This window comes from Pontibacter sp. HJ8, assembly GCF_054824225.1.
Window position 1 is genome coordinate 1 of sequence record NZ_JSYF01000446.1, and the last position, 11,238, is coordinate 11,238.

Below are 11,238 nucleotides of genomic sequence, written 5' to 3' on the forward strand. Positions count from 1 at the left end.
ACACTTATTATGCCGGGTTTTACGTATTGTTTAAAAGAGGCTTGACTAAAAAAGCCGGAATTAATAGCAAATAACTTAGAAACAACTGCCTTGTTGTTGAGCGATTAACTGCCACAGGTTGTTATCGTTTTGAGGATATTCTTTCGCATCAGGCCTTCCCGGGAGAAGGCTGATTAGAATCCTGTGCCGCCTGCCTAAGCATACTGTACGTGTCAGAATACAGGTTTCTTTTAATGAAATAAGATGTAAAGAAATGATAAAAGCTGATCAGTGCCCAATCAAAAAATATTGACCTTTGATACAATTGCTGCTTTTGAAAGAAAAATAAATAAAGATACCACGACTTATGATCCCGGCCTGATGGTACTGCCGGGAACTCTGCAGGAGAGGCACAGCAAAGTAGACCCAAAGCTGGGCATCCCAGCCATGAGGAGAAGCTTTAACCTGCTATACCTGCTGTTGGACGGACTGCACGACATCCGGCTGGATGACAAGCATCGCTGGCTGCAGCCACACGATCTGATCATTGTGCCGGAAAATCTGCTCTATGCCTCCAAAAATATAACTTCCTGCAAAGGGTACTGCCTCGAATTTAAATCTGAGTTTCTGGAGCCATTGCTCCATAGCTCGTTGTCTGAGCAGTTTCCATTCTTCGACCTGGAAGCAGAACACGTCATCAGCCTCACCAGCAAGGAAAGTGAATCGATCCAGAAGGCGTTTGTCAATATTATAGAGGCAAATGAGAACCCCTCCCGCGAGAAGAACCAACTGCTGCGCGACTATGTGCATATTCTGCTGCTGCTCATCCGGGACTGTTACAAGGCTAGGTATACGGTCCATATCAAAGAAAAAGCATCCCGGTCGGTCAGGATCACCAATGAATACAAGCACCTGGTAGAGAAAAACTTCCGAGACATGCACGAAGTGCAACAGTATGCGAATTTGTTAAGTATCAGTGCCAAGCATCTGGCAGACGTTGTCAAAAGCACCACCGGGCATCCGCCTCATGAGCTGATCAATACGATGTTGTTGCGGGAGGCAAAAGCGCTCCTGAGTAGTACAGACCTGACCGTGGCAGAGGTGGCCTATGTGCTGCACTTCGAAGACCAATCCCACTTCAGCCACTTCATCAAACGCAAAACCGGCTATACCCCGCTGGAACTTCGTCGCAACCTCTGATCGAGACAAATCATTCCGTGTTCCATACAATACTTTCGCAGTCCTGGCTTGTAATTTCAGATCGTTACAGAAAACACTAACTATCTAAGGCCATGGAAGCGAATGTTATTTTACCGAAAGAGATCAGTACCCGGAAAATGTCAGACTTTGTGAATCACATTACCAGCGATCTGAGTGCTTCAGAAAGTATCAAAATGATCTACCTGGGCAGCAAGCTTGGTCTCTACAAGGCAATGGCCTACGCCGGACCGCTTTCGGCTGAGGAGGTGGTGCTCCGTTCAGCAGCGCCTGCGCGCATTGTAGAAGAGTGGCTCAAAAGCCAGACAGAAAGAGGGTACATTTACTACAACTCAACCACAGCTGCCTATACCTTGCCCACCGAGCATGCCATTGCGATGACCGATTCCAAAAGCCCGTTCTACATCGGAGGGCGTTTTCTAAACAAGGAAACCGACAAGCCAAAAATAAATTACAGCAAAAATCAAAAAATCTCAGACGCCGGGAGCAACTCTGAAGAACAGCCCCTATACGCAGATGCATCCTCCCGCTTTTTCAGCACAGAGTACCTCACCAGCCTTTTCGGTAGCTGGCTGCCCGGTGTGGAAGGCCTGACCTCGAAGCTGCAGGCAGGTATAACGGTGGCCGACCTGGGTTGTGGCCGGCACGGAGCCTCCACGCTAGTTTTGGCAGAGGCCTTCCCGGCTTCCAGGTTCTATGGGTTTGACAAGTATGCGTCTTCTGTGGAGAGAGCCAATCTGCTGGCGAAAGAAAAGAAGATTCGGAACGTAAATTTTAACCTCGGCACCAATGCGCATGTGCATGCGAACCTATACGATCTCATCACCCTGATCGAGTGCCTGCACCACATGGGAACAATGCCTGAACTGCTGGCTGGTTGTTACCAGGTGCTGAAACCGGATGGTGTCCTGCTGGTGATCGAAGCCAAGGATAAGAACAGAATACGAGAAGAGCATTACCAGCGCATGAGATCAGCACACGGCCTGCCGGGAGCTCTGAAAGATTCAAGCATTGAGGTTGGTGTAGACGTCAGGAAAAAAGAACTGGAAAAAGTGGCAAGAGCTTCCGGCTTCACCGGTTTCAGGGAAGGAACCGAAACAATATATGATACGATGTATGAACTCAGGCCCTGAAGGTATAGCCATACCTTCAGGGCCTGAAATGGTCCCGGCTGGCTGCTTTGGATAGGTATATTGTAAGCGTGCGGGAGTTTGGAAGTAAAACTCCTGGGAAGTTTGCCCCGACAGGATCCGTTCTGCCGGGGCATTTTGCGTTAGGCTGAGCTTAGAGTTTTACCTCTACTACCTCGTTTTCTTTGGCCCGATCCACCGTCAGGCTGTGGCTGAAGGTGCTCTCGTAGCCGTTGATGGATACCAGCTTCGAAATGCTGATCACGATGTCTTCATTTTCTTTGCTCACGCTGTTCAGTTTTTTGACAAACTGAGCTTTGGCGGGCGCCTTCGGAAGATCCCTGAAAGCCATCCAGCCGATGGTCGTGTCCAGAACAACGGTTTCCTTGTGCGGGTTGTTACTTACCCGTTTCAGGTTCAGGGTCAGCTTCATTTTCGAATTATCCCAGCGGGAGTCGCTGTAATCGGTTTCGGTGTAGATGTTGAAGGTGATCTGTTTGTTGAGAGTCGAAGCGTCCGGTTGCGGGGTTTCATCGTCCTTACCGCAGCCGCTGAGCGATAGGAGCAGGAGCGCCATTACGGACATCCAGGTGAATCTGCTATACATAGTCGTAGAAGTGTAAAATAAGCCTGAGAATTTGAAGGTCATGTGCGGACTGCACTTACCAAAAGGTACGGGAGCAGGCTACTTCAGTTGAGTATATGGAGGATTATATTTTTAGCAGGGAATACCTTCTCCAGTAAAGGAGCAAGCGATCCCTGACTCCTTCGGAAAGTGGCGTTGAAATGGGGCTGGTAAGGCAGGCCGGAAGGACGTACGAAACCCTGCAAAAACGCTGAAAAGCCCGGCAACGGCTGTTTTTAGCTCTGAGATTTACTTTTTGCGCTTCGGCTCCTGCAGGCTGAGCACCATGACTTGTGTGGAAGGGGTGAAGCCCAGCGATTCCCAGAAGCTGAGGCCGGAGGGATTGTGCACGGATACCTGCAGCTCGATGTGATCCACTCCTTTATCCGAAAGCCACTTGCGGGCTGCTTCAAAAAGTTCTTTCCCGATACCGCTGCCCCGGTACTTTTCTTTGATAACCGTTTCGGCGATGTAGCCCTTGTTAGTAAACTTAAATCCGGCCGAAGCATTCTTGAGGCTGGCAATGATCATACCTACCCATTCGTCCTCCTGCTGATACACAAATACCTTCGTGTTTTTGTCTTTGAGCCGGATGAGCAGTTCTGTTTTCAGCACATGGTCGCTGCCGGGCTTATACCTGAAAACAGGATGATGGCCCTGGTGGTAGTCCAGCAGGATGCGCCACAGGCTGTAAATATCATCTATGTCTTCTGGTAATGCTTCTACTATCACGGCGGTATATGAATAATGAACTATACGCGGCTCCTGCCTTATCAGCCTGTCCCGCTGCCATACCTGTTTCCGGGTAGGCAGCGGGGCGACTTCTTAAAATATCGTGGTCAGCTCACTGATTTGCTCCAGGCTGTGCTCATACTGCTCCACTTCGCGGTAGCCATACCTGGCGTAAATGAAAGGAACAGCTGCTTTGGCAGCGGCATCGGCGTCGCCCTGCGTGTCGCCCACATACACAGGCGATTCGAGGTTGTTGCGGCTGATGATGGCCTTCATATTGACGTCCTTGGGGTCGCCCGTTCTGCCGGAGCATTCATGGTCCCGGAAGTAGGTCTGCAGGTTGTGGTGCTCCAGGAAAGCTTCAATATAGCCGTCCTGGCAGTTGCTCACGATGAAAAGCTTATACCTGGGGTGCAGGTATTGGAGCGTTTCTTCCAGGCCGTCGTACAGCTGGCCGCCATACTTTTTGATGTGGGCCATTTCTTCTTTGCCGCTTACCTCCATCAGTTCCTTTTGCTGTTCGGGGCTCAGGTGCGGAAAAAGCATCGGAAAAATAAGGTTGTGCTGGGTGCCCGCAATGGAGCGGATGATTTCGGGTGTGATGTCCTGTATCTCGAAATCAACCTGTTCTTTGGCTGCTTTCCAGGCCTTTGCTACCGTATCGGCGGCATCCCAAAGCGTGCCGTCAAGGTCAAATATGATACTGTCTATGTTGTTTTGCATGAATCGTCAATTTAATCAAGTCCTATACCTGTGCGCCTGCCTGCTATGGCAAAAGAACGCCTACTGGTTTTGCGGTGGTATAAACGTTACCTCCACGATCAGCCCGTCCTGTATGCGGTATACCGCGATGGCATCGGTGCGGGGCTGGCCTTTCTTTCGCTGCACCTTTTCATGGTCGATCACCACATCGCCTGCTACGATCCTGTTCACGATCTCGCAGTGGAGGTCGGGGGTGCTGGCAAACATGGCGCCGTATCTTTTGCGCAGTTCGTCTCTGCCCTGGTAGGTAAGCACGCCCGGTTGCCGGTATACCTTCACGGTATCGCTGAAGGCGCTGGCAAAGGTATCGATGTCGCGCTTGTTATACCCCTCGAGCTGCTGTTGTACCGGTTTGATCACGGCGGGTGTTTCCGTTTTGCCTTGGCCTTGTGCTGTCATAGCTAAAAACGAGAGCAGAAAAGAGAGTGTCCAAATCTTTGAATACATCCTCAAAAGTAATGATTTTTGCCGGGATACACCCTGCTATACCTGCTTTCGTATAAGCGGAGCTATGATAGAAGCACTCATCATCCGCACCCTGTGCGATACCCTGCCCACAACGCCCCTGGATGGGCTGTTTCTTTTTGGCCAGACCGAAGACAACCAGGCTGCCGCTTTTGAGGCGGCACAACTGCTGCTGCGCAACAGGTATACCGATACAGTACTTTGCCTGGGTACAGCGCCCATGAGCGGCTACCCCGGCTATGCAGCCTGGCAAGAGGAATTCGGGAAGCTGGGAATCGGGGAGGGGCAGCTGCTGCCCGTGCCTCCCGTACCGGCTGATACCCCACTGCTGCATACCTTCATCGAAGCGCAGTCTGCCATCCGGTATGCCAGGGAGCAGAACTATAAAACGTTGGTCGTTACAGCTGCCGCTTTTCAACAGCCGCGCGCCTTCATGACCGCCGTTACGCTGGCAATGCGGGAATATCCGCAGCTATACCTGTATAGTTTGCCGGGCAAGCCCTTGCCCTGGCAGGAGGAAGTGACGCACTCACAAGGCCAGGTGCAGGGTACCCGGGCCGACCTGATAGCCGGGGAGATGGACCGGATAAAAAAATACTACGCCAAAGGCGACCTGGCATCCGTGGATGAAGTGCTGGATTACCTGAACCGGCGGGATGCAGGAAAGCTGTAGCAGCTGTCCTGCATCCGTTTGCTATACCTTGATCAGGCCTGAAAGCCTTCCACCGCGATCATGCGCGTAGTTGAGGCGCTCTGTCGCAAAGCCTTGGCTGGTGCATATTCCTCAGAAGACCACCAGGCTTTGGCCTGCTCCAGTGTCGGGAATTCAAGCACTACGATGCGGTTGGGTTGTTGATCACCTTCCAGTAGCTCCGCAGCTCCACCGCGCACGATGAACCTGCCGGCAAACGGAACAAGGGATCCGGGCGTCAACTTTTTGTACTCCTCATAAGTAGCCGGGTCGGTTACCTCAATTTCAACGATAATGTATGCAGGCATTGGTCTGTTTTTTGGTTCAAAATACGAAAATCAATAGTAAGCAGAAACTGCTTCAGGTGCAAGTTCCGGGTCTGCTGCCACGCCTCCTTTCCGGAGATACATAACCTTTTCTCCTGGCTTCAGTTTAAAATAATCTTGGATCAGGATAAATATTTAAGCCTATGAAAGCCTACCTATTAGAGAAACCGGGTGCACCTGAGAACCTGCAGCTGGGAAAAATCGAAAAGCCTGCCCTTCAAAAGAACGAGGTATTGGTAAAAGTAAGAGCCATCAGCATCAATCCGGTGGACGCCAAAACACGGGAAGGAAAATCGCTTTACAACACCCTCAAAGAAACACCCCCGGTCATTCTGGGATGGGACATTTCGGGCGAGGTAGTGGCTGTGGGCGAGGCGGTGAGCTTTTTTCAGCCGGGAGACGAGGTGTTCGGGATGGTCAATTTTCCGGGGCATGGCCGGGCGTACGCCGAATATGTAGCCGCGCCGGAAGCGCACCTGGCCCATAAACCGGCCAATGTGCCGCACCACGAGGCCGCCGCTGCCACCTTAGCTGCTCTCACGGCCTGGCAGGTGCTGGTGCATGAGGCCAAAATACAACCGGGGCAGCACGTGCTCATCCATGCGGCCGCGGGCGGAGTCGGACACTTTGCCGTGCAGATTGCCAAGTATTTTAAGGCTACTGTGATCGGTACGGCTTCTTCCGAGAACCACGATTTTCTCCGGAACATGGGAGCAGATGAACAGATCGATTACCATGATTTTAATGTAGAGGACGTTGTCATGGACATGGACATCGTGCTGGATTCGCTGGGGGAAGAAAATACCCGCAGATCGCTGAAAACGCTCAAAGATGGGGGCAAGATCATCTCCATACTGGGTGGTGCAAAAGAAGAGGTACAGGCGCTGGCCAAAAAGCGGAACATTGAAGCAAAAAACTACCTGGTGCATTCCAGTGGGGAAGATCAGGCGAAAATAGCCGACCTGCTGGGGCAGGGGCTGTTGCAGTCGCACGTGTCGCATGTGTATGATTTCAGTGAAATGGCCAAAGCCCATGAACAGGTTGAAACCCATAAGACGCGCGGAAAGGTAGTGGTGACCGTAAGCTAAGCAACAGGTTTGTCAGGAGTTATCTCACGAAAATAATCATCAAACGCAAGTACTCAACATAAAATGGCACAAACCAAAAACCTGGAAGTCTGGCTGCGTGGACCGCTGCCCGACATGCCGCCCCTCCTCCAGCCCATAGCCCACGCGTTGCTGCAGGCCCGCGAAGAAGTGCAGAGTTTCATGCAGGATTTTCCGGAAGAACTGATCTGGGAGCGGCCTGCCGGGGTTGCCTCGGTAGGATACCACCTGCAGCACCTGGCCGGCATACTGGATCGCTTGTTTACCTATGCGCGGGGGGAGGCCCTGACGGATGAGCAACTGGCCTCTCTCTACGCAGAAGGGAAACCGGTAGAAGCTGCCGATCAGGTGTCCGCACTGATGCAGCAGTATGAGCAACGGGTAGACCGGGCACTGGAGCAGCTGCGCCAGACCGATGAAAATACCCTGACAGAAACCCGGCGGGTAGGGCGGGCGCAGGTGGAGTCTACCGTGCATGGGCTGCTTTTTCATGCTGCCGAACATACCATGCGGCACGTAGGGCAATTGCTGGTAACTGCCCGCATTCTGAGGGAAAAGACGCAGGCTTAGCTGGAAGAGATGGACAGCACGGCTGCTATACCTCAGGCAAACTAAGGTATAGCAGCCTAGGCCGATGATTCTAGCAAAGGCAAGGATCAGGATTTTCTGTCGTCCTGCCAGATCAACTTTTCGTTGGTTCTTTTTTCAAAAAAGTCATTGCATTTCCCGTCTCCCTGGCCGGTGAAGCCACCATCCGGGCTGCAGATGTAATTGCAGTTGGCGTCAAACAAAATGCCCGGTGCATCGCAGCAGTGAGGTGGTATGTAGTACACGGTCTGTCCGTTATACTGGTACTGCCAGACAGAAGCAGGCGGGTTCCGGACACCTTCCTGTTTCAACTTTTTAATTTTAGCCTCCACACAGGAGGAGGTGTCGGGTGGCAGGTCAGTTTTCTCACACGACACCAGCGCCCAGGCAGCCAAGGTGAAAATCAGGAGGTAGAAGCGATGTAGAGGCATAGCGATCGTTTTAGCATCAAAATATCCAGGTATACCCGATGTTCAATAGGAGACACTCCGGAGACCAGGCGCTGTTTGTAGTAGGGACTCTTTCCAGGCCTTTGGGGTTGCATGGCCATTAGCCATTCCGGCAAAATGCTTAATGTGTGGGGCTTAGCTGCTGCCAGCAGGAGCTTTATTTCTTATGCTTCAGGTAGAGGTCTACTACCTGCATGGTCAGGTTGGGGCGCAGTTCCAGTTGATTGGTCAGAACAATGGCTGTCAGTTTTCGGTCCGGTAACCGGACAATATCGGCCAAAGCGGGGCCTCCGCTATGGCCGGTAGCCTTTTCGCCCTTGCGGTCTGCCACGATCCAGCCGACGCCAAACGGAGAATCTTTGCCATCGCGCAATTTAGCGGCAGTCCACATTTGCTCCTGGATCTCCGGTTTCAAAAGGGTGTTGTTATCCAGTGCGACAGCCCATTTCGACAGGTCTTCTATGGAAGCGAATAAGCCACCGGCAGGGTAGGTCCAGGAAGGAAACAGCATGGAGAAAATTCTTTGCTGAGACTTTTCCGAATCCCACTTGTATACCGTGGCGGCGTAAGGTATAGTATCATAGGTCCGGTAGATGAAATCCTGTTCCATGTTGTTGTACACGGTATGCTTCATCCCCAGCTTTGCCAGCAGGCTTTGGTTCAGAAACTGCTGGTAAGACATACCGGTTATGGTTTCTATCAGCTTCATCACGACCGCATAATCACCTCCGGCATAAACTGTTTTGGTGCCGGGTGCAAAATCCAGGGGTCGGGCTACAGCGGTATCCAAAGCGCTTTGTAAAGAGTTGAATTCGTATTTGAGACCAAGCAGATCGGCTATACCTGACTGGTGCGCAACCAGGTCGATCACTTGCATGTCATCCCAGGCTTGGGGCAACTGCGGGAGGTAGGCTCTTACCTTTATATGCAGGTCTAACTTCCCATCCTGAACCAGCGTCATGAGGGCTGTGGCAGCCAGCAGCTTGGTAGCCGAAGCCAGTTGAAAGGCTGTGCCCTCCGAGTTGGTGATGTTGTATTCGAGGTTGGCTTTGCCGTAGGTCTTCGTTAAAACTACTTTGCCATGCTCGATAATGGCTACCGAAACGGCCGGTATATGGTGTTCCTTCATCTGGTTTTGCAGAAAGTTATCTATCTCAATAGCCTGCGCCTTGGCTACAATACTCAACGTGATGAGAACTCCGATACAGAAGTACTTTTTGATTTTCATGGCCAGTGAAGCAACGAGCGTAAGACCAGCAGACTATAGTTATTGGTTAATTATTGATTAAACGACAAAAAATATCAATAGTCTATGATTTACTCATTGATAAAAATACCCTGATACAGCAACAGGGTTATTTACCGGTTTACCGCTTACTGAACTGCAGCGGCGGCTTTCGGTGCCGGGTACCCTGCTCATAAGAATAGGTATACCGGATCAGCGTAGGCTCGTCAAACATACGGCCCAGGAACTGCAGGCCGGCAGGCAGGTTATTGTAGGTATAGCCCATGGGAACCGTGAAGGCAGGTTGCCCGGTGTGAGGCGCAATAATCTGGCTGTTGTCGCCTTTATACCCTTTCAGATCACCCACTCTGGCCGGTGGGTTGTTCCAGGTCGGGTAGATGATGGCACCCAGCTGATGGCGGTCCATGGCCTGCTCGATTGCCTGCCGGAAAGCAATCCTTCTCGGATCGGTGAAAGGGTCGGAGCAGGTATGGGAGGCATTGTTCTGGCTGTCCTGGTGCTCGAGGAAGTATTTCAGGTTCTCTTCGATGTAGGGGGAGTACTTACCCGAAGCCACAATTTCCTGCAGGTTCTTCACAGGCACATTTATACCTGCTGCGGCCAGGTAGGCGCTGATGTCCTCCTGAAAGACATCGCACCACTGGTCTTGGCGCAGGCTGTCAAAACCCGCTATTTCGATCGGGTCCACGATCACGGCACCGAGTTTTTTCAGATCGGCGATGGCCTGCTCGAAGAGCGCCTTCACCTGCGGATCAGGATTATGGTCGCTTAGAATACGCAATACGCCGATGCGTGCCCCTTTCAGTCCGTCTTTGTCCAGGAATTGGGTATAGTTCTGAGGCACTTTGCCCTGGCTATACCTTGTCACCGGATCGGCCGGGTCGTATCCAGCTATCAACTCTAGGATTCTGGTGGCGTCTTCTACGGTGCGGGCCATGGGACCGCCTACATCGTTGCGCAGGTAGAGCGGCACGATGCCGTGGCGGCTGGTGAGGCCGAGGGTGGAACGGAAGCCGACCAGTGCATTATGCGAAGAAGGCCCGCGAATAGAATTGCCCGTGTCGGAGCCAAGGCCAACGGTGCCCATGTTGGCAGCTACGGCAGCGGCGGTTCCACCGCTGGAACCGGCAGGCACGTGCTCCAGGTTGTAGGGGTTCAGGGTTTCGCCGGCAATGGAACTGATGGTGACCATCGGGCTGAAAGCCCACTCTGCCATGTTGGATTTTGCCAGCACGATGGCGCCGGCCTCTTTCAGGACCCGCACCTGGTAGGCATCCGCATCCGGTATAAAACCTTTCATTGCCAGCGAGCCTGCTGCTGTCTGCAAACCCACTGTATTATAATTGTCCTTAACGATAAGCGGTATGCAATGCAGCTTGCGAAGCTTCTTTGTTTTCCGGTATTCTTCGTCGAGCGCTCTGGCGGCTGCAAGTGCTTCGGAATTGGTCACGACAATGGCGTTGAGCCGGGTGGGCTGGTCATAGGTTTCGATACGCTCCAGGTAGGTGGCTACCAGCTGTTCGCAGGTACAGGTCCCTTCCCGGAAAGCCTGGTGAATGCCCGCGATCGTGGTTTCCTCTATCTCAAACTGGCTTGTGGTTGTCGCAGCTTTTTCAGCTTTAGGACTGCAGTTAGTCAGCACTAAAAGAATGAGCAGCAGGCAAAGTAGAGGAGTAGATTTCAGGCGCATAGGCTTTGGATTTGTTGAACCAATATAGATAAAGCTTTCAGCAGATGTAGTATAGCGGGCTTTGAAATTTATACGATCTGAAAATACAACTATTTCCTCATTACTTCAGAAAGGTTGGCTTAATACTATTTGGAGCTGCTACTTTGCCTTCCGTTGTTGCCGGATGGAATCTTAACGATCACGGCCTTTTGTCCGAAGAGACAATCTATACCTTGGACATTACAGGTATAG

Annotated in this window: 13 protein-coding genes; 5 read left to right on the forward strand and 8 right to left on the reverse strand. The window is 51.8% G+C overall.

Going from position 1 to position 11,238, the window contains the following annotated elements:
* Positions 1-426: 426 nt before the first annotated feature.
* Together OB13_RS17465 and OB13_RS17470 are read left to right on the forward strand one after the other, a co-directional pair.
* Entirely contained in the window at positions 427-1,179 is a 753-nt protein-coding gene (locus tag OB13_RS17465; protein ID WP_461491468.1) for a helix-turn-helix domain-containing protein, read from the forward strand.
* A gap of 92 nt (positions 1,180-1,271) precedes the next feature.
* Positions 1,272-2,330 carry a class I SAM-dependent methyltransferase gene (locus tag OB13_RS17470; RefSeq protein WP_461491469.1) on the forward strand — a complete coding sequence of 353 codons (1,059 nt, stop codon included), beginning with the start codon at positions 1,272-1,274 and terminating at the stop codon, positions 2,328-2,330.
* Positions 2,331-2,481: 151 nt separating this feature from the next.
* Here the strand turns inward: OB13_RS17470 and OB13_RS17475 are convergent, their stop codons facing one another.
* From OB13_RS17475 to OB13_RS17490, 4 genes are all read right to left on the reverse strand, one after another.
* A complete protein-coding gene (locus OB13_RS17475; RefSeq protein WP_461491470.1) occupies positions 2,482-2,934 on the reverse strand; it encodes a hypothetical protein in 453 nt (150 codons plus the stop codon).
* Between the two features lie 267 nt (positions 2,935-3,201).
* Positions 3,202-3,684, reverse strand: a complete 483-nt coding sequence (locus tag OB13_RS17480) for a GNAT family N-acetyltransferase (protein ID WP_461491471.1) — start codon at positions 3,682-3,684, stop codon at positions 3,202-3,204.
* A 93-nt stretch (positions 3,685-3,777) separates the two neighbouring features.
* Entirely contained in the window at positions 3,778-4,407 is a 630-nt protein-coding gene (locus tag OB13_RS17485) for an HAD family hydrolase (RefSeq protein WP_461491472.1), read from the reverse strand.
* 60 nt (positions 4,408-4,467) lie between these two features.
* Entirely contained in the window at positions 4,468-4,845 is a 378-nt protein-coding gene (locus tag OB13_RS17490; protein ID WP_461491473.1) for a nuclear transport factor 2 family protein, read from the reverse strand.
* A gap of 112 nt (positions 4,846-4,957) precedes the next feature.
* Here OB13_RS17490 and OB13_RS17495 point away from each other — a divergent pair, with 112 nt between their 5' ends.
* A complete protein-coding gene (locus tag OB13_RS17495) occupies positions 4,958-5,584 on the forward strand; it encodes a YdcF family protein (protein ID WP_461491474.1) in 627 nt (208 codons plus the stop codon).
* A gap of 32 nt (positions 5,585-5,616) precedes the next feature.
* Here the strand turns inward: OB13_RS17495 and OB13_RS17500 are convergent, their stop codons facing one another.
* Positions 5,617-5,910 carry a DUF1330 domain-containing protein gene (locus OB13_RS17500; protein ID WP_461491475.1) on the reverse strand — a complete coding sequence of 98 codons (294 nt, stop codon included), beginning with the start codon at positions 5,908-5,910 and terminating at the stop codon, positions 5,617-5,619.
* Positions 5,911-6,071: 161 nt separating this feature from the next.
* Here OB13_RS17500 and OB13_RS17505 point away from each other — a divergent pair, with 161 nt between their 5' ends.
* Entirely contained in the window at positions 6,072-7,016 is a 945-nt protein-coding gene (locus tag OB13_RS17505) for an NADP-dependent oxidoreductase (protein WP_461491476.1), read from the forward strand.
* A 63-nt stretch (positions 7,017-7,079) separates the two neighbouring features.
* A complete protein-coding gene (locus OB13_RS17510) occupies positions 7,080-7,604 on the forward strand; it encodes a DinB family protein (protein WP_461491477.1) in 525 nt (174 codons plus the stop codon).
* 86 nt (positions 7,605-7,690) lie between these two features.
* Here OB13_RS17510 and OB13_RS17515 read toward each other — a convergent pair whose 3' ends face one another.
* From OB13_RS17515 to OB13_RS17525, 3 genes are all read right to left on the reverse strand, one after another.
* Positions 7,691-8,053 (reverse strand): DUF6970 domain-containing protein, encoded by a 363-nt coding sequence (locus OB13_RS17515; RefSeq protein ID WP_461491478.1) that lies wholly within the window; start codon positions 8,051-8,053, stop codon positions 7,691-7,693.
* A 175-nt stretch (positions 8,054-8,228) separates the two neighbouring features.
* A complete protein-coding gene (locus tag OB13_RS17520; RefSeq protein ID WP_461491479.1) occupies positions 8,229-9,299 on the reverse strand; it encodes a serine hydrolase domain-containing protein in 1,071 nt (356 codons plus the stop codon).
* Between the two features lie 139 nt (positions 9,300-9,438).
* Positions 9,439-11,007 (reverse strand): amidase, encoded by a 1,569-nt coding sequence (locus tag OB13_RS17525; RefSeq protein WP_461491480.1) that lies wholly within the window; start codon positions 11,005-11,007, stop codon positions 9,439-9,441.
* Positions 11,008-11,238: the final 231 nt, after the last annotated feature.

Excerpts from the sequence above, each read along its gene's own strand:
- OB13_RS17465 (WP_461491468.1), top strand. The coding sequence starts at position 427 with ATGAGGAGAAGCTTTAACCTGCTATACCTGCTGTTGGACGGACTGCAC.
- OB13_RS17470 (WP_461491469.1), top strand. The coding sequence starts at position 1,272 with ATGGAAGCGAATGTTATTTTACCGAAAGAGATCAGTACCCGGAAAATG.
- OB13_RS17475 (WP_461491470.1), bottom strand. The coding sequence starts at position 2,934 with ATGTATAGCAGATTCACCTGGATGTCCGTAATGGCGCTCCTGCTCCTA.
- OB13_RS17485 (WP_461491472.1), bottom strand. The coding sequence starts at position 4,407 with ATGCAAAACAACATAGACAGTATCATATTTGACCTTGACGGCACGCTT.
- OB13_RS17490 (WP_461491473.1), bottom strand. The coding sequence starts at position 4,845 with ATGACAGCACAAGGCCAAGGCAAAACGGAAACACCCGCCGTGATCAAA.
- OB13_RS17495 (WP_461491474.1), top strand. The coding sequence starts at position 4,958 with ATGATAGAAGCACTCATCATCCGCACCCTGTGCGATACCCTGCCCACA.
- OB13_RS17500 (WP_461491475.1), bottom strand. The coding sequence starts at position 5,910 with ATGCCTGCATACATTATCGTTGAAATTGAGGTAACCGACCCGGCTACT.
- OB13_RS17505 (WP_461491476.1), top strand. The coding sequence starts at position 6,072 with ATGAAAGCCTACCTATTAGAGAAACCGGGTGCACCTGAGAACCTGCAG.
- OB13_RS17510 (WP_461491477.1), top strand. The coding sequence starts at position 7,080 with ATGGCACAAACCAAAAACCTGGAAGTCTGGCTGCGTGGACCGCTGCCC.
- OB13_RS17515 (WP_461491478.1), bottom strand. The coding sequence starts at position 8,053 with ATGCCTCTACATCGCTTCTACCTCCTGATTTTCACCTTGGCTGCCTGG.
- OB13_RS17520 (WP_461491479.1), bottom strand. The coding sequence starts at position 9,299 with ATGAAAATCAAAAAGTACTTCTGTATCGGAGTTCTCATCACGTTGAGT.
- OB13_RS17525 (WP_461491480.1), bottom strand. The coding sequence starts at position 11,007 with ATGCGCCTGAAATCTACTCCTCTACTTTGCCTGCTGCTCATTCTTTTA.